Below are 18,100 nucleotides of genomic sequence, written 5' to 3'. Positions count from 1 at the left end.
TGCAGGGGATGTTTTAGCATGAATTATTGCTATCATTCCCCGCACTACCCTGCCGAAAAAATTATGTCTGACTGATTTCGGAGTTGTCTTTACGCTTGATGTTATAAAGCGGTCGCTCCTGCAGTGCTGCCACAGCTGTTGCGATTGCATACAATTGATCTGCTGTTGCAACAGGTTTGACGTTATTGAAGCTTTTCGTCTTGTAGATGGTATCGCCGGTTAGGATATCGTCACCATCATCAAGAATTAACGTCAGCTGTGATGAAACCATTTGTGATACTGCCATGTCGATCACCTCCCTTCACTACTACAATCGAACCCAAACAGCAAAAGGTGGCATGAAGATAAAAATTATTTTTCATGCCACTTTTTTCAGTCGGGAGACGATTGTATTTATAAAAGGTTGCAAAACTGTAAGATTACTGAAAGGAAAATAGATACCAGTTTCCAATACAGCCGGTTAAACTGGAAACAGATTAAAACTGGAGGTTATCAAAATGAATAAATCAGTTGTAAACGTAAAAGACGTCCATAAAGTCTTTGGTAAACGCAATGAAAATCAATACCGTGCCTTAAACGGCGTATCCTTTGCTATCAAGGAAGGGGAATTCGTCGGCATTATGGGGCCGTCCGGTGCCGGAAAAACAACGCTTTTAAATGTTGTATCGACACTGGACAACCCGACCGATGGAACGATCAAAATTGCCGGAACCGACATTACACACATGAAACAGGGGCAGCTCGCAGACTTTCGGTCGGAGCGGCTCGGGTTTATTTTCCAGGATTTTAACCTGCTGGAAAATCTAACAGTCTATGAAAATATTGCCTTGCCACTGTCATTGCAAGGTGTTCCGTCGCGAAAAATAAAACCAGCCGTTCAGGAGGTTGCAGCGAAACTGGGCATTGAAGCGATTTTGGAAAAATATCCGGTAACGATTTCCGGCGGTCAGAAGCAGCGAGCAGCCGCAGCACGCGCACTCGTTCATGAACCGGCAATTATTTTGGCGGATGAACCAACAGGTGCACTTGATTCAAAGAGCGCCAAAAGTTTAATGGAAGCGATGGTCCATCTGAATAAGAATCATGACGTTTCAATTATGCTCGTAACCCATGATCCGCTCAGCGCGAGTTACTGTGACCGGATACTGTTCATCCAGGACGGAGAGATATACAGGGAAATAAAACGCGAAGGCGGCCGGAGTGAATTTCACCAGACAATTCTTAATGTACTTGCGGATTTCACTTCACCGCATGAGATGGATTAGAAAGGAGGCGATCACGTGCTATTAAAATTATCACTTTCCAGTATGCGGAAAATGTTTAAAGATTATCTGGTCCTGTTGTTCGGGCTGACAATTTCGATATCTATTTTTTACATGTTCGAAACACTTGCCCAGAACAAAACATTTCTTGAAGCAAACGCGATGATCAGCTCGATTGTATTTGTTTTCCACGTTGGCACGTTTATTTTGGGAACGATCACGGTATTTTATATCTTTTATGCAACCTCCTTTATGCTCACATTGCGTCAAAAAGAGATGGGCATGTATATGACGCTTGGGGCAAAAAAACATAAAGTAACCCAGCTGATGTTTTTTGAAACATTTTTTATCGGACTTGTGTCATTACTGATTGGGTTGGCGGTTGGCGTTGGTCTTTCCAAAGGCATTGCTGAACTGTTCATGTGGCAGCTGGACTTTTCCGGCGAAGGGTTTCAACCGTTCTACCCTTCTTCCATGATCACAACCATCATCTTTTACGTCGCATTATTTTTCATGACATCGGTTGTGAATGCGTGGAAAATTGCCAGAAAAAGTGTGCTGAACCTGCTTCACGCTGAACAGAAACAAGACAATGTGAAGGTAAAAGGCAAGAAGACATTATTCGGTGTTATCTTAGCGGTTATTTTAATAGGTGTTGGCTATTATGCGATGATGCATATGGGGCAACTGGCACAATTCGGGCTTATTTTAGCAACGGTTACAATTATACCCGGAACGTATTTAATGTTCATTTCGCTTCTTCCTTATTTTGTGAAAAAGTTAAAAGATAATCGTGCCCTGAACGAAAAGGGAATCAATTCATTTACACTCGGACAGCTGCGGTTTCGGATGCTGAATCTGACAAAAGTACTTGGAACAGTCGCAATGCTTGTAGCCATGGGCCTCGGCGCTATGACAGCAGGTATTTCGTTCTATCATAATGTTGAACTGCAGGCGTCGGCATTTTATGCGAATGATGCAGCCATTCATCAGCCGACTGAAGAGGATAAGGAAGCACTTTCGGTTATGAATATTACGGAAAAAAACAGCTATCACTATAAGGTGAATGATGAGGGCGTTTATTTTCTAAAGGATGACCTACTGGAAAATCCGCCGATGATTAAGCAAATGGATCCGGCATCAATGGAGATTCCAGAGGCAACACGTGTTTCCAAGCCATTGCCTGAAGCAAAGTATTCGATGCAGGAATTGCCTGATCAATGGTCCACGGCATTGTCAATGGAAATGAATGCCGGCTTTCAGATGTTTGGTGAAAAAGAAATTTATGTGGTTGATGGCGCAAACTATCGGGAGATATCCAGTGATGTAAATGTCGTTCAGCTTGTGCGGGTTGACGATTTCACCAATTACCTGCCACAGCTTGAGACAATCAGTGAAAACCAACAGGAGCTGGCAGAGTCGTACCGTGGAATACAAGTGGAAAACTATACGGGTAAATACGGGAATTACGTTGGATTCAAAGCAATTGCCAGCGGAACGATTTTCATGGGATTTTTCCTCGGGGTTGCATTTTTAATGATGATGGCGAGTGTCCTGATGTTTAAACTGCTGTCAACGGCAACAACCGACACACACCGCTACACCATGCTGCGAAAAATCGGTGTGCGCAAATTGCTTTTGGTCAAATCGATTTACCGGGAACTGTTTTTACTATTCCTGTTCCCTGCACTGGTCGGCCTTGTCCATGTCATAGTTGGAATGCAGATGTTCTCGTTCATTATAATTGATCCATACACGAAAATATGGATTCCAATCAGTATTTTCCTTATTATTTATGGATTGTATTATTGGATTACGGTTCAGATGTATAAGCGGATTGTCTTGCCAAAAGAGGCATAATGAATTCCGGGCAACTTATGTGGTTGCCCGGGTTTTTGCTCTACTTTATTTCAAAGGAACTAAATTTACATTAATTAATCGATTCATCTATAATCAAGAAAACAAGTTGAGGTTTGGACATCAGCTAAAAGATAATGTTCTTAGAGATGTAGTAGCAACCCATCACTAGGAAAGCTGGGTTCGAGAAGCTATTGGGGCGTCAGCATTAGGCGCCTTTTAGACGTTTTATGGGTGATTAAGACTCTGCCCCAGCCTTGTCTTTCCAGAAGTCAGGATGGCAAGGAGTCGCCGAGATAGCCAATTTCATTTATCTGAAATGTCCTTTATCCGCTTATGAACGGCTTTTCACTTAGTTTTTTTCCCTCTTTTGCTCTTCATCGGCTTTATGAACCACTTTTCGCTTGGGCTTTTGCTCTGATTTGCCCTTCATCCGCCTTATGAACCACTTTTCATTTGGATTTTTGCTCTGAATTGCCCTTCATCGTTTTTATGAATTTGCTTCAAAATATTTTTCTCCATAAAAGACTTAGTCCTAACCTTGTTTTTCCAGAAATCTAAGAAAACACCGGGCATCTATGCAGTTGCCCGGGTTTTTGCTTTCGTTAATAAATATAAGTATAAAAGAATGGAAAAAAACACAGATCCCGCAGCTGTTAAATAAATAACGCTATAATCAAACATAAAGGCGAGCTGTCCGAACGTTATTGCACCGATCCCAACTCCCAAATCAAAAAACGAAAAGAATGTTGCGTTGGCCATTCCTTTACGGTTATCAGGTGCTTTATCGACTGACCATGCCTGCAGTGCCGGCTGGACCGAACCAAATCCAAGGCCATACATCGCCGCTGCCACGAGCATCACTGCCATACTTGGCAACCATGACAACAACAGCATTGCTCCGAAAATCAGCGTAGTGCCTGGCAGAAAGACATAAATATGACCTTTTTGATCATATATTTTACCGGCAAAGGACCGGGAAATCATCAGGAAAATCGCGAAGACCAGGAAATATGACTCGATGCCGGCAATGTTTTTTGTTTCAGCATACAACGGAAGAAATGAAGCAATTCCGCCAAACGTAACCGTTATGAAAAAAAGCAGAACAGCCGGCTGAAGTGCTGTTTTTTCAAAAATATCAAATTTGACTGTTGTTGTTTTCTCAGCCAACTTCTCCACTTTTTTATATCGGATTTTTGAAGAGAGCAAAAATGCGACAAGACCGAGCGAAGCACAAATGAGAAACAATTGCATAAATGATATGTAACCGAGCAATGTCAGTCCCAGCGTCGGGCCGAATGCGAGGGCAATATTACCGGATAATCCGAAATAGCCCATCCCCTCACCACGGCGTTTGGGCGGGATCAGATCCGTTGCAATCGTTCCTGTTGCTGTTGTGGACATCCCCCAGCCAACACCCTGTAATATCCTCATCAGAAACAAAAATACAATACTTGCTGCAAATGCATAGGACCCAACAGACAATACAAAAACAGCCAGACCGGTCATGTACACAAAACGTCTGCCTTTGGACTCCAGCGCATGGCCAGCATACGGACGAAGTAAGAGTGCTGAAAATGTAAAGATACCGACAATGACACCAATTAACTGATCACTGCCACCCAGTTCTTTGACAAAAAGGGGCAATGTCGGCAGGGTCATCTGAAATCCGAGAAAAATAAAAAAGTTTGCCAGACAAATCAGCACGAAATCCCGCGTCCAGATTTTTTCCGGGGTGTGCGTTGGTTTTGCAAGTGACTGTGAAACCATAAAAATTCCGCCCCTTTTTTCGATACTCGAAATACATTATACATGACACAGGGGCATTTTGGAATGCTATGTATTTAGGAAATAACATGATTTACTTTCATTGGAGATAATAGGTACAGCGTAAACTGTGTTCTTCGGATAAGCGGTTCCGCACTCCTTCTATTAACTAAATTTGACCACATCTAAACTTAATTAACCAAAAGGCATTCTCCTCTGTTACCAAGGAGAATGTTATTCCAACCCTTAGATTTATTTCCCAAGGCCAGCACATGGGGTCAAACCACAAGCAACCTTTGCCTGTTTAAAATCCCACCAAACTGTATACATAGGGGATTCCACACCTATGTAGCCCGCGCGTGGCAATTGCTTTTTGGCTTTCTTTCCGATATTAACGGTGCTGTTGATATCTCTCGAAAGCGTTGTCCCGCAGTTTACACATGTAAAGCTACGTATTGATGGTTCTTTTTTCTCTTGATGACCACAGACACAACAGGTTTTTGTCGTATCACGTTCATCGACTTTAGCATAATATTTACCATTTTTTGTTTGTACCCAGTATAAAATGTTACGAAATCTACCAACTGGAGTTTGATTAAGCATTGCTCGTCTCATCGTTCCAAACTTTGCTACATCAGGGGTTGGCGTATAATCGCCTATATAAATAGCATCATAACGCTTAGAAAAGTAATGCGCATAACTGAATAATAACGTCTTCATTTGTTCTCGACGTTTCAACTCTGCCTTAATTAAAGCACGATTAAGCCTTTTCCAGCGTTTGCTTGGTTCAAAATAGGTTACGTTTTCGGTACATATAAGTCTGTTTAGCTTTTCACATTTGTCCCGCTTGGCTTTAATTTCGTCTATTCGCTTATCCCAGTATTTTAATAGTGTATTCATCGATTTCAATTCAAAGGATTTTCCATCACTGCCAAGTCCAACTGCCAGATTTTTATGGTTTGGGTCAAACACAATAAATGATTGTCCTGCTATTTGTTCAATTTCTCTGCTGTCCTCGATTGTAAAAATCGCATAATACGAATCTAAATCTTTTGTAATGCGAAGGGTTTTAATGCTTTCTGTTTCGCTTAGTACAACCCCCTCTACAAGTCCAACTTTGATGTGAATAGACTTTGTTACTTTTTTATCTATTTTCTTTGCTTCTTTTAATTCCTCATCTGTCAATTTCCCAAAGGTTAGGGAAAGTTCATTGGGGCAAAATAATTTAAAACCCTTTTTAGGCTCATCATAATACAGTGAAAACCATTTCTTCTTCCAAGATCGATACTTTGGTTTTTTATTACTCAAAGTTTTGTCAAAAAAACGGTCATAGGCATCCTTTAACCGTAATGCTGTGTTTTTTAGTGGAGAAGAATGGACTTTACATAAAAATGGGTTTTCCTTTTTTATTTTTGGTACTTCATTTCTTAGGTTTCTTCCGGAAAGAAGTTTATTCACATTTCCATTGCCTGAATCTGCTTCCACCGCTTCAAGCAATTGATTATACAACCAGTTGCATATTCTGGATTGGGAATCTAGTAACTGACTGTTTTCGTTAGAAACAACTAAACGAATCTTTTTATTGTATGTAAGCATGTTCGTTCTCCTTAACTGCTTATTTTACTGCCTGTTACATTTTTTTCATTGTGACTCCTATTTCGTATAATCAACCACTGTGAACGTTTATGATGTAATGCAAAGATTTGTTCAATTTGTTCATAACCAAATCGCACTAAACTTTCTTTGTAATTGACGACAATTTTCTTTATTACATTGAATTAAATCCTATTTTTATTATTATAACACTAATCTTCATTAATGGGAACGTATATTCGCAATATTTTTTAATTAATTTTCTCACAACTGTTGCATGAACAAATACAACCCCGAAAAAAACAACAATACATATGTAAGTTTACGAAACAAGTCCTGGCTGATCCATTTGAATAGAAGCTGGCCCAGGATAAGTCCAAGAATTACAATCGGCAATGCGGCTGCACTTGATGTCCAGACTTCTTTTGACGAGCCTGCAAAAATCACCTGAATAACCAGACTCACCAAGTAAATCCACAAATAAAACGCCAATGTAGTTCCGCGCAATTTTTCCTTAGCCGTATCCGTACCGGAGAAGTACAGTAAGATCGGCGGTCCGGGAATACCTATACTTGTTGTGAAAGCACCGGAAACACTGCCTATCCCCAGGTCACGTCCGGGTGATTGGCTGATACGAAACTTCATTATAAGCAGAACTGTCAGAACGAGAATTAATATACTGACACCTATTTTGAGCAACGTCATATCCAGCATTAAAAATATCGATATGCCAATTGGCAAACCAACAAGACTGCCAAGGATAAACCGCTTTAATATTCCCGTATCGATATCTTTTTTTATTTTCATAATTAAGGAAAGCGAAATGACCAGTGATAATATCAGATTGATCTGGATTGCTTCCCTTGGTTCAAACAGTACAAGCAGAAATGGTGTTGCAACGATTGAAAAACCAAAGCCGGTGCTTGTCTGCAGAGTGGAGGCGACTAGAATAATAATGGAGAAAAAAATAATTGATTCCAAGAAAACACCTACTGTATATTGAAAAGTTTGCTTCCATTATAGCAGACAGGGATGTTACTTTTCTTCGCGAAATGTGAAGGATTGATAGGTCAATTCGTTTTGACCATTTGTGATAACCGGTGTCTTGATTAGTAGAATACACGGTGCATTCCGTTTAAATTCTGCTTTTTCCCGGGCCAGTTCCAGAACACCTTCCCCCAGTAAATCATTTGGATCGTCTGCACCGACGGTAACAGTTATGGTGGATTCCTTATTGATAATATCAACTACACGATACGGCAAAAACGCATCCAGACCGGCATCCTTATCCATTCCATGTCCAAGATAATCAAGCTCTTCATAATCATCTTTCATGATCCCCACCCTCTCTTATACAAAATAATGTATACCCTTTTTTTATATAATGGAAGATTGTTTTTTGATTTGGATAATTCATCTCCCTATTTTTAGTATAAGTGAAAGGGTATACGTAATTTTGTATTGTTTACAAACGAAAACCCGGGCATCAACCCGGGTTTCCATTCATTCCCCTATCACACCACAAGCAATCCGTTCACCGGCAGCACCGGATGGCTGTGATTTATAATCGTCTGCTTTTGAGTGGATAATGAGTGCAGTACCGTCCCCACCCAACAGTGAATTCTTTTTACCTTTTACTAATGTCACCATATCTGCTGCGCCTTGCGTGTTGACCCTTCCGCTCGCATTTGCAACAATATTGGGCAGGTCACCGGCATGCGGTCCTTCCGGATGGTTGAAACCATGTTTAGCGTTGGTCGGATTAAAGTGACCACCTGCTGACTTAAAGTTAGGCGGCTCGCATACACCTTTTTCGTGAATGTGAAACCCATGCGTGCCCGGCGGCAGGTTTGATGCTTCAAGGGCAACACTTGTCCCGTTATGAACCTGTCTGATTGTTGCTGTTCCGACCTCTTCCTTGTCTTTGTTATACAACGTTACTTCAACTTCTGTTGTTTCCTCACTTACATTTTCAAGCGCCTCAACGCTTGGTTGTTGTTCCGCAGTACGTTGTGTGCTTTCGGTATCAATGTTTTTAGTAATTCCGATGAGCGCAAAGACAGGTGCCACAATAGCAATTAACACATACCATTTCTTCATGTATAAATTCTCCTTTCCGTCTGCTGGTTATTTCCCAACCTTATTCTTAACGGAATTGGAAAAGTTATACATCCCTAGTTGTTTTAATTGTTGAAGAAAGCTGTTTAATCCGTTCGGTTAGCTATCCTCCATTTCAGTTCTGTTTAGAAAATTCATGACAACAACGAAGATCCCGGCAAAGAAAATGAATACCACTTCGCCATCCAATTTGCCAATAAAATAAAAACACACAAATGGGACTACGATTGCTATCGCCAGGCTCAGATTTGGTTTTTTATCCAATAAGTATATTGATAATATAAATGCTGCTACCGCAACAATTCCTATAATCCATGTCATACCAATCATCCTTTCAACTATTCTTCTGTATTGATATATTCCGTGATTCCCTTCTACATCTTACCACTATCCCAACTTCATGCTAAATTTTTTCAATCATTCACTTGACTTTTTCGAAATATCACATATACTGTATATAAACATATACACAGTATAACAGTTACGATTTTTTAAGAAGGAGGTATTCCCATGAAGGATTGGAAGCAGGCTTTTTGGCTGGCGAAATTTGAGATGAAGGCTTCAAAGCATATATTTCCGTTGCTGATGTTGATTGCTGTTGCCTTTGCATTATTTTTAATAACGTCCATTTCATCGTACCTTGAAAATAATTATGCTGGATTTGATTGGTTATTTTTAATGGTTTTTATATTTTTCAGTGTGTGGATGAAGCCAAAGAATTTTGCTTATCAGCGGATAAATAATGATTTATGGGCTTCCCCGTCTTTTGTGATGTTCATGCAATTACCAATTAATAAAGACATCATTATCAAAAGCAGTTTTGTCGTATATTATTGCTATACGTTACCAATTCAACTGATTACGCTAATTCTATTCCATTCTTTTAGCCCAACCATACAGAACTTGATGTCACCAGGCTCCTATATTGCATTTATGATAATTTGGCTTTCAATTGGCGTGTACTTTGGTGGAGGGGTTCCTGTAGCAGACGCCGGTTATAATGCAAATACGTATAATACAGTCCTTAATATGATTGTTGCTTTCATCGCTCTCATAGTAGTATTTACGGCTACGATTCTGATCAGTGGACACGGGGTGATGCATTGGACTATTCTTTTTGCACAAAAGTGGCCAGTCCTGTCTATCGCAGTATCAATTTTACTGGCAGTTGCCGGGTTCAAATTCTGGATCCATTATATGAAAAAAACGATGAAAAAACTGGATTATCTATAAAGGGGGTGAATCCATGGAACTGCCTATTCGATTATCAAAAGATTCCCGTGAACCAATATACCATCAGATTGAAAACCAGTTAAAGGCACTGATTGCCGGCGGTCATCTGCCTGCTGGAACACCGCTCCCTTCCATCCGTGCACTTTCCAAGGATCTGGAAATCAGCATCATTACAACAAGGCGTGCATACCAGAACCTGGAGAACCATGGTTTCATCCGTACACTGCAGGGCAAAGGGACCTTTGTCGCAGAAATTGCGGATACCACGAAGCAGCAGGTAAAGGTATCGACTGTATATCAAACGATTGAAGAAGCGGTTGATATGGCTGCCCGCTATGACTACACACTGGATCAGATTGAGGAAATCTTTCTGCAGGTAATCCGTTCACGGAAAGGAGAATAAAGAATGCAAGCATATGCGAACATTTCCCAGGTTCAGAAAAAAGTGGATGATTTTCATTTGGGGCCGATAGATTTAAAGATAACTCCCGGAACCATTACGGCACTAGTTGGCAACAATGGATCCGGTAAAAGTACATTACTGAAGTTGATGATGAATATGGTAAGTCCCGATATGGGTAATATCAAAGTTTTCGATAAATTTGTCTATGGGCAGGATGAATCGTGGAAAACTAAAATATCCTTTCAGCCGCAGACAGCTATTGGATTTAACGGATATACAGGAAAGGAGTTAAAAGCACTGATTTCGCTGTTGTATCCAGATTGGGACGAATCGTTATTTGAGAAAATGATGGAAGCATTCAACCTCCCATTGACAAAAAAATATGGGAAACTGTCACAGGGAGTACAGCAAAAGCTTACTTTGGCTTTGACCATTCCAAGGAATACGCCGCTATTGTTACTGGATGAGCCGACAGCATTCATGGATATTCCGTCCAAGCGGTTGTTAATGGATATTTTAACTGACTGGATGGATCAAGGGGGCCCCCGCGCCATTGTCATGGCCAGCCACCAGACGGAAGACATTATGAAACTTGCAGACTATTTGTGCGTATTACAAGATGGGAAAATGAATGGCGTCTTTGAAAAGGATGCATTAACGGAAAGCTATAAACGGTACTGGCTTAGCAGCTCACTTCCGGAAACTACCATACCGGGTGAGGTCGCAAGGAAAACGCAGCAAATTATTTCAAACCAACCAGAACAGACAGAGGCGTTTTTCGAAGAGAGTAATACGGCTGTTACAAATCGTACCTCATTGGACATGGAGGAAATTATCGAGTTAATCCTAAGTTAAGTGCTAATTTGGCACAAGTCGTCACAGAATCGGCTGGGGTTCACAAAGGTTCGCCTCAAGAATGAGGTCGAGAAAATGATAAATGCCAAAGTTCACAGTGGTTTCGCCAAAGTTCACAAGCAAAACGCTAAAGTTCACAAGTAGGCTGCTCGAAGTTCACAGACTTCCTGCTAAAGTTCACAACTTGTTCGGTGCCTGTTTGAGAATAAGTTGTGCCCCAGCATATATTTTTCAATATAAGGGAGGGATGAGTTTGTTATTGCCCATTATACAAGTAATTGCTATCCAAATTGTGCTGCCCGCTGTGTTCATTTACGATCTATGGCGGGCCAGATCTGAAAACAGGCTTGATTGGATTATTCAGCTACTATTTACGGTTGTCTCCATAACCTGGCTGTTTCTTTCCGGCAGATGGGACTGGACGGGATATTATTTTAAATACATATGGCTCATTTTGCTGATTCCGGCTGTTTATTTTTCATGGAGGAAAACGCGCGACCTTCCATTCCGAACAACATTGAAAACAGGTCAAAAATTTTCAAGAGGCATCTATATCGTCCTGCTCCTCGTGTTCGGAATGTATAATGTCAATGTTTTCAGCGGCTATACAACGAGTGATGACGCAATCGACCTTTCCTTCCCATTACAGGAAGGTACTTATTACGTTTTGCACGGCGGGAGTTCGACACAGTTGAATTATCATAATGCCTATGAACCGCAGCAATATGCCCTTGATGTCAACGCCTTAAATAACCTGGGTTTCCGTGCGAATGGTCTGTATCCAAAAGAACTGGATAAGTATGTAATTCATGGTGACACCTTGTATGCACCGTGCACTGGCGAGGTTGTGGAAACCAGGGATGGACTCCCGGATTTGACACCGCCTGAGATGAATCCTGATCAGCCGGAAGGGAACTATGTCGGGCTCGTATGTGAAGGGACAGAGGCTGTCGTTTACATTGCGCATATGCAGGAAGGCAGTGTTGCGGCTGAAGAAGGAAATTCGATTCAGGAAGGACAGCCGATTGGTGCAGTCGGAAATTCCGGCAACACGTCAGAGCCGCATCTGCACATCCATGCAGAAAAGGATGGAATTGGAATTCCAATTACATTCGATGGGGAATTTTTAACACGGAATGAATTAGTTCGATCAAATTAGAGAGGTGAAAGACAGATGGAAACAATGCTTACAGTGAATTCACTGGAAAAATCCTTTAAGGATAAACAAGTCCTCAAAAATGTATCTTTTGAGGTAAACAAAGGTGAAATCATGGCAATTTTAGGTCCTAATGGTGCAGGAAAATCCACGACTATCCGTAATATCATGGGAATAATGTATCCCGATGGAGGCTCGGTTTCTTTTCAGGGTCATGATGAAATCCCGCGGCATAAAATTGGTTATTTGCCTGAAGAACGCGGGTTATACAAAAACGTAAAAGTGATGGATATTCTGCTTTATTTGGCGGAACTCAAAGACTATCCATTGAAAAAAGCGAAAGAACGTGCACTCACTTATTTGAAAAAGTTTGATCTGGAAGGCTATGAAAATGTTTCCGTTGAGGAACTGTCAAAAGGGATGGGCCAAAAAGTGCAATTCATCGCTTCCATCATTCATGAACCGGAGCTGCTGATTTTGGATGAACCTTTTTCCGGACTCGACCCTGTCAGTCAGGAATTGTTCAAAAGCGAGATTCGTAATCTGGCCGATAACGGAACCGCGATTCTATTATCCTCGCATCAGATGAATCTGGTTGAAGAGATGTGTGACCGATTGTTCATGATGGCAAACGGGCAAAAAGTTATTTACGGGAAAATGGATGATGTGAAAACAGAGTATGCCAACTTCAAATGTACGATACGCGGCAAAAATGACCGTTCCGAGTTGGAGCGCTTGCCCGATGTGGAACGTATGGAACAGGATGAGGATACCTCCGTTCTTTATTTATCCAAAAATGTGCAGGCCGTCAGCTGGATGAAAAATCTGCCTGACAGTCTAGTGGTTCAGGAACTTTCCATTGACCGGATTTCGTTGCATGAGATTTTCATCGATATTGCTACAGATAAGAACTTAATGCAGGAAGAAGGTGCTGTTCATGCGTAATACAATGAAAGTAGCCAAATGGGAATTAAAGCGGAATTTAAAAAATAAATCATTTTTGATTGGATTGTTTTTGACACCGGTTCTGTTTTTAGGATTTATGTTTGTCGGAAGCTTATTCGGTGACTCGGAAAGTGAAGAAGATACCATAAATGTTTTCGTTCAGGATAGTCTGGGTGTTTATTCCAGTTTAGAAGAGACAGTTGAACAACGGGAGTTCAATTGGAACCTTGAGCAGACCGGCATAAATAAAGATGCAGTAAATAGTGAATTGGAAGGAAGCGAGAATACAGCCTATATTTTTGTAGGTGAAGAGGCATTGAACAGTGGCGTCATCCCTGTTTATACAAGTGAAGATATGAGCGGATCATTTATGAGTCAAGTTCAAGTCCTATCAGCACCAATTAAAACATTACAAATGCAGCAGTTGGGGCTATCCGATGAAGAACTTGCGACTGTTTCCATGGGGATACAATTTAAAAAATCCTCTGCAGAAGAGTCGGCTGGTGCTGAAGGACAGGAAAGCAGCGGAGGACCATTTGGTGATAATCTCCTTGAACGAGTTGTCCCTGGAGCATTTGCCGGAATTATTCTTTTTTCGATCGTTATTTCAGGAATGTACATTTTCCAAAGTGCTTCCAATGAAAAGAAAGATAAGATTGCGGAAATAATTCTTTCATCGCTGACACCGGGTGAACTGATGCAGGGTAAAATATTTGGTTATTTCGCACTGGGCATGATTCAAGCAGCCGTATTCCTTGCCTTTGGTGTTCCAGTCGCCATTTGGAAACTGGATGCGCCAATTTTAGAGTATTTGTTCGTTCCTGAACTTATTCTATTTATTGTGATAGCCATCATGGGTTATTTTCTGTTTGCCGCATTGTTTGTCGGGATCGGGGCAACAATGGCTGATATGACATCAGCCGGAAACTTCCAGGGTATGGTTATGATGCTGCCGTTTTTACCATTTATATTTATCGGACCGGTAATCGCCGATCCAAGTGGACTGTTCGCACAAATTGGCAGCTATATTCCATTTACAGCACCAGGCGTATTACTGCTGCGGTTAACCGTGCTTGAGGAATTGCCTTGGGTGGAAATTATCATTTCATTGGCGATTCTGGCAGTAAGTACCTGGATTTTCATGAAACTGGCAGGAAAAATATTTAAGACAGGAATCCTGATGTACGGGAAGAATGCGACACCGGCAGAGATTTGGAAGTGGATACGTGCTTAATTGGTTAAAAAATTCCCCTTACCACTTTGGAAGTGGTAAGGGGTTTTTTAAATCGACTAATAGCGCCTTTTGAAATTTTATTTAGCGTTTTGACCTGAATTTTTAGCGATTCTCATGAAATTTTTAGCGTTTTTCCGTGTTTATTTAGCTTTTTTAACTCTTTTATTAGCGTTTTATATAACCCTGCATCTAACGGGATCACTCACCCAACTCAACATTCCACTCTTTCTCCGGATATAATGGCAGGCGCAATGCGCGGTATGCCTGGCGGTGGCTGCCTTGTTCAAATCCGGATACTTTCAGTTCATAAACAACGTCGGCATCTTGTTCTCCGGTTACTTCGACAATTTTGCTGATTCGTTCGTCACCGCCAACGTCAATATAACCGGAAGTCAGCATACGGTTGCCGGTATTTTCGTGGTAGTTGGCATCACCGACAATATTTGAATACAAGTCTTTTCCGCGTTCTTCACCATATGCCCAAACCTCTTCAATGGTCATTTTTTCCGGATTAATCCGGTATTGGATCATCTGGCTGTATTCCTCACTGGCCGGGTCATGGCCGCGTGTAATCACAATATTATTATCAAACAGTAAGTAATCATTTGTTGCTTCATTATTGTCAAAATCAGGCATTGTCATTGGCGCATGGGGGCCGGCAGGGAATTTAAAGTCTTCTCCCTTTGGCTCCAGTAAATACCTCTCATAAGAATCGGGCCATTGTTCGTGATCAGCCAAAATCCAATCAACTTCCCCTTCCGGATAGGACATTTTCATAATCAGATCCTGGTGACGGCTGGAAACCAGTATTGAATCGTCTTTTTCAACATACCAGACAGCATTCTGATGGAACCAGTCCCCATTTTCCTCTTTTGCCCCGTCATATTCCTGATAAAAGCTTTCCGGGAAGATATCACGAAAGTTAAAGTCACGTACTGTTTCACCGGTTTCCCGGTCAATTTCAATCATTTCATCCTGGACATAATCAGATTCCAGATCATGTACTGTCGCTAACAGATTGCCATTTGGCAGTTCGATTACATCATGGTGGACAACATTTGTTCGTGGATGTTCTTCCATATTCAATATATAAGAATTATAAACTTTGCCGAGCATGTCCATTTCTAAAATTTCGTTATATTTTTCCTGTCCCTCTTCCTTTGTGATGTACATAATATTACCATTCTCAAACCGCTTAAAGATGTGTGAATTCCATAGTGTGGAATACCATCTGACATCGGCATTATGATCAACAGCATATACATAACGGGTACTCGGAACAATAAACGTCAATCCATTTTCCATTTTTTCCGGTTTGGCTTCTACTGTTTCGTTTGTCAGAAAGTCGTCGGGCAGTGGCTCGGTTGCTACTGTAAACGTACTTTCGGTTGACTCGCCACCCTCGGTTGTTGCTTCAATCGTAACGGTATTTTCAGTGTCCGGGTACAGTCCTAGCACAGGGATGGAATGTTCCGTATTGTATCCTTCAAATGTTTTTTGCACATCACTGTTCGCATCCTTGCCTTCAACCGTTACAGTAATCTGTGCAGGCTTGTCCGTCTTAAACATAGCCAGTGCGGTTAAAGGTGCTACGCCATAGGGATCTTTTGTCACAAATGGGTTTTCAAGTGAATAGGATCCTTGTTCATATTCTTCCTGTAATTTTTGATCTATTTCCTTTTGCTCTTCCATTCGTCTTGTATCATACGTTGAAAGCTGCTCAACTTCACCATCCGGCTGAAATGAAATTGGCTCCGCTTTCTCTTTATCAGTTTCATTTTCCGACAGGTCTGTTGCATCTTCAGTTCCTTTGATTTCAATAACCACAAAGAATGCAACCATTATGACAGCCAGTACAGCAAATACTGCAAGGGTCTTTCTCATCATTGCTCCCCCTCATATATAGATTCATATTTTCTCTCTATGCTTTATTAGTGTAAATGATATGATATGTGCCCGCAAGATGATATTTTTTTGAAGAATAATAAATGATGACTTTGGAAAAATAACCGTATGAAGGAGCTGGTTACTGTGCGAAAAGTTATCATAGCGTTTAGCGTTCTTTTTTTCCTGATCCCTGCAACGGGTATATTACAAAGCACCGCCAATGCTGAAAAGGATATTCCATCGTACGCCAAATGGGGCAGGCTGGCCATGAAAAAAACGATGGAAAAATATCCGGATGCTGACATCATTGACTACCTTCACAAAGGAAAAGAAGTAAAAGAACATTCTACTGTTGAAAAGTTCAAGTTATGGCTGAAGGGGGATGACAGAGAGTTCGGTGTTTTTATTAATATCGAATTTAATACTGCGTCCGAGAAAATAATGAACATTACATTTAAGGAAACGCCGAATTAATACGGCTTATTTCTTATTTTTCAAGACAAACTCCTCTGTGTGGCCATCCCAGGTAACGGTAACTTTAATTACATCATCTTCTTTCAGCAGACTATTACCGGAAAGTGTAAATGTCTTTCTTTCAGGAGGACTGTCAAAATTCATCCCAGATGAACGTCCACTGCCTGGCGCTTTATAACCGAACTCAAATCGTTCCACTTCTGACAGTTCACTGAGTTCTCCCTTGTAAGTGAGTTTAAACTCAGATTGAGCACTGCGGTCACCTTTTAACACGCCATCTTCTTCGTAAAAAACCTCTTCACCCTTTGAATGCATTTCCGCAGACCAGTTCTCGCTTTCACCAGCGAAAGTGTTCTCGTATTTGGTAACGTCCCTGCTGTTGGCATGTTGAGTAAACATGATAGCTGCTGCCAGAACTACAAGGCCGATGATGCCGATGATTAATTTATTTCGATTCACAAGACCGCTCCTATCATTTCAATGTTGAACTATCTTTCCAGTTCAATATATTCCCGGACGAGTTTCCACTGACCTTGTTCTTTCCGCCAAACAAACATGCACTTTGCCTGAAGTGGAGTTCCGTTAACTGTATTTGTTTCTGTACCGTATATAAGATAGTCATTTCCGTCGTTACGTTCAATAATCGATTCCGGCACATAGCTTTTGTGTGCATCATCATACTGTGCTAAAACACTATCTATATCATAGTTGTAATCATATTGTGTCGGCTGATCAATAGTGGAATTCGCCCAAAAGCCGGTAAAACTTTCTGACATATAATCCCGTATACGATCAGCGTCTTTGCTGTTGAATGCATCATTCCATGTATTGTAATATTCGTTTAGAACTGTTTTGATTTCCTCCATATCCGTACTCCCCCAATTACCCTTCCTGATCAGGATAGGTTTCTCTTAAGAACTTTATCGATTGATTAATTAGCGCTTTTAATAAGTCAACATCAATATCCACTACTTTATTGATGTACACACAAGCTTTACCTGTTGTGTGTTTCCCAAAATCCTTCAATAACTCTTCCCGTTTTTCGTCCCCTGTCGCAAAATACAAACTTATCTTAGCCTTGCGTGGCGAAAAGCCGACAAGCGGTGCATCGCCCTCATGCCCTGATGCATATTTGTAGTGATAAGAACCGAATCCGATGATGCTCGGGCCCCACATTTTTGCCTGATACCCAGTCGTTTCTGTGAAAATGTCCAGCAGCTTATACGCATCCTCACGCTTTTTGGGACTTTCCACATTTTCAATAAATTCGATTACACTATTGTCGTTTTCTTTCGTTTTCAGTTCGTACATAACTT

At 41.1% G+C, this 18,100-nt stretch carries 20 protein-coding genes; 9 read left to right on the top strand and 11 right to left on the bottom strand.

Features of this window, described 5'->3' with window-relative positions:
• Nucleotides 1-61 precede the first annotated feature (61 nt).
• Nucleotides 62-286, bottom strand: coding sequence for a DUF1659 domain-containing protein (locus G6R02_RS01365; RefSeq protein WP_164667479.1), 225 nt, complete (start codon nt 284-286; stop codon nt 62-64).
• 211 nt (nt 287-497) lie between these two features.
• Between G6R02_RS01365 and G6R02_RS01360 the strand changes: the two genes are divergently transcribed.
• Both G6R02_RS01360 and G6R02_RS01355 read left to right on the top strand, forming a co-directional pair.
• Nucleotides 498-1,265 carry an ABC transporter ATP-binding protein gene (locus G6R02_RS01360; RefSeq protein WP_164667478.1) on the top strand — a complete coding sequence of 256 codons (768 nt, stop codon included), beginning with the start codon at nt 498-500 and terminating at the stop codon, nt 1,263-1,265.
• Nucleotides 1,266-1,280: 15 nt separating this feature from the next.
• On the top strand, nt 1,281-3,122 hold the full coding sequence (locus G6R02_RS01355) for an ABC transporter permease (RefSeq protein WP_164667477.1): 1,842 nt from the start codon (nt 1,281-1,283) through the stop codon (nt 3,120-3,122).
• Nucleotides 3,123-3,695: 573 nt separating this feature from the next.
• Here G6R02_RS01355 and G6R02_RS01350 read toward each other — a convergent pair.
• The 6 genes from G6R02_RS01350 to G6R02_RS01325 form a co-directional block, all read right to left on the bottom strand.
• Nucleotides 3,696-4,889: an MFS transporter gene (locus tag G6R02_RS01350; protein WP_164667476.1), complete on the bottom strand. Its 1,194-nt coding sequence runs from the start codon at nt 4,887-4,889 to the stop codon at nt 3,696-3,698.
• Between the two features lie 249 nt (nt 4,890-5,138).
• A complete protein-coding gene (locus G6R02_RS01345; RefSeq protein WP_164667475.1) occupies nt 5,139-6,482 on the bottom strand; it encodes an RNA-guided endonuclease InsQ/TnpB family protein in 1,344 nt (447 codons plus the stop codon).
• A gap of 261 nt (nt 6,483-6,743) precedes the next feature.
• The gene (locus G6R02_RS01340) at nt 6,744-7,460 is read right to left on the bottom strand and encodes a sulfite exporter TauE/SafE family protein (RefSeq protein ID WP_164667474.1); all 717 of its coding nucleotides are present in this window, start codon (nt 7,458-7,460) and stop codon (nt 6,744-6,746) included.
• Between the two features lie 54 nt (nt 7,461-7,514).
• Nucleotides 7,515-7,814, bottom strand: coding sequence for a hypothetical protein (locus G6R02_RS01335; RefSeq protein WP_164667473.1), 300 nt, complete (start codon nt 7,812-7,814; stop codon nt 7,515-7,517).
• A 168-nt stretch (nt 7,815-7,982) separates the two neighbouring features.
• Entirely contained in the window at nt 7,983-8,579 is a 597-nt protein-coding gene (locus G6R02_RS01330) for a superoxide dismutase family protein (protein WP_164667472.1), read from the bottom strand.
• Nucleotides 8,580-8,696: 117 nt separating this feature from the next.
• Nucleotides 8,697-8,918, bottom strand: a complete 222-nt coding sequence (locus tag G6R02_RS01325) for a hypothetical protein (protein ID WP_164667471.1) — start codon at nt 8,916-8,918, stop codon at nt 8,697-8,699.
• 189 nt (nt 8,919-9,107) lie between these two features.
• Between G6R02_RS01325 and G6R02_RS01320 the strand changes: the two genes are divergently transcribed.
• The 6 genes from G6R02_RS01320 (at nt 9,108) to G6R02_RS01295 (ending at nt 14,423) form a co-directional block, all read left to right on the top strand.
• Nucleotides 9,108-9,830 carry a hypothetical protein gene (locus tag G6R02_RS01320; RefSeq protein ID WP_164667470.1) on the top strand — a complete coding sequence of 241 codons (723 nt, stop codon included), beginning with the start codon at nt 9,108-9,110 and terminating at the stop codon, nt 9,828-9,830.
• A gap of 13 nt (nt 9,831-9,843) precedes the next feature.
• On the top strand, nt 9,844-10,233 hold the full coding sequence (locus tag G6R02_RS01315) for a GntR family transcriptional regulator (RefSeq protein ID WP_164667469.1): 390 nt from the start codon (nt 9,844-9,846) through the stop codon (nt 10,231-10,233).
• Between the two features lie 3 nt (nt 10,234-10,236).
• Nucleotides 10,237-11,088: an ATP-binding cassette domain-containing protein gene (locus tag G6R02_RS01310; protein ID WP_164667468.1), complete on the top strand. Its 852-nt coding sequence runs from the start codon at nt 10,237-10,239 to the stop codon at nt 11,086-11,088.
• A gap of 253 nt (nt 11,089-11,341) precedes the next feature.
• Nucleotides 11,342-12,247 (top strand): M23 family metallopeptidase, encoded by a 906-nt coding sequence (locus G6R02_RS01305; RefSeq protein WP_164667467.1) that lies wholly within the window; start codon nt 11,342-11,344, stop codon nt 12,245-12,247.
• Between the two features lie 15 nt (nt 12,248-12,262).
• Nucleotides 12,263-13,189, top strand: a complete 927-nt coding sequence (locus tag G6R02_RS01300; RefSeq protein WP_164667466.1) for an ABC transporter ATP-binding protein — start codon at nt 12,263-12,265, stop codon at nt 13,187-13,189.
• Nucleotides 13,182-14,423: an ABC transporter permease gene (locus G6R02_RS01295; protein ID WP_164667465.1), complete on the top strand. Its 1,242-nt coding sequence runs from the start codon at nt 13,182-13,184 to the stop codon at nt 14,421-14,423. Before G6R02_RS01300 ends, G6R02_RS01295 begins: the two co-directional genes overlap by 8 nt.
• 198 nt (nt 14,424-14,621) lie before the next feature.
• On the opposite strand, the gene G6R02_RS01290 is transcribed toward G6R02_RS01295, so the two are convergent.
• The gene (locus G6R02_RS01290; protein ID WP_164667464.1) at nt 14,622-16,310 is read right to left on the bottom strand and encodes an aryl-sulfate sulfotransferase; all 1,689 of its coding nucleotides are present in this window, start codon (nt 16,308-16,310) and stop codon (nt 14,622-14,624) included.
• Nucleotides 16,311-16,454: 144 nt separating this feature from the next.
• Here G6R02_RS01290 and G6R02_RS01285 point away from each other — a divergent pair, with 144 nt between their 5' ends.
• Nucleotides 16,455-16,784, top strand: a complete 330-nt coding sequence (locus G6R02_RS01285; RefSeq protein WP_246202486.1) for a YqzG/YhdC family protein — start codon at nt 16,455-16,457, stop codon at nt 16,782-16,784.
• A gap of 6 nt (nt 16,785-16,790) precedes the next feature.
• On the opposite strand, the gene G6R02_RS01280 is transcribed toward G6R02_RS01285, so the two are convergent.
• The 3 genes from G6R02_RS01280 to G6R02_RS01270 are packed head-to-tail and all read right to left on the bottom strand — an operon-like array spanning nt 16,791 to nt 18,095.
• Nucleotides 16,791-17,243, bottom strand: a complete 453-nt coding sequence (locus G6R02_RS01280) for a hypothetical protein (protein WP_164667462.1) — start codon at nt 17,241-17,243, stop codon at nt 16,791-16,793.
• A gap of 29 nt (nt 17,244-17,272) precedes the next feature.
• Nucleotides 17,273-17,650: a nuclear transport factor 2 family protein gene (locus G6R02_RS01275; RefSeq protein WP_164667461.1), complete on the bottom strand. Its 378-nt coding sequence runs from the start codon at nt 17,648-17,650 to the stop codon at nt 17,273-17,275.
• A gap of 16 nt (nt 17,651-17,666) precedes the next feature.
• The gene (locus G6R02_RS01270) at nt 17,667-18,095 is read right to left on the bottom strand and encodes a DUF1801 domain-containing protein (protein ID WP_164667460.1); all 429 of its coding nucleotides are present in this window, start codon (nt 18,093-18,095) and stop codon (nt 17,667-17,669) included.
• Between the last annotated feature and the right edge of the window lie 5 nt (nt 18,096-18,100).

This window comes from Virgibacillus doumboii, from assembly GCF_902806455.1.
Lineage (GTDB): Bacteria > Bacillota > Bacilli > Bacillales > Amphibacillaceae > Lentibacillus > Lentibacillus doumboii.
Note: the sequence above shows the minus strand (reverse complement) of the source record. Positions and strands in the feature narration are given on the sequence as shown.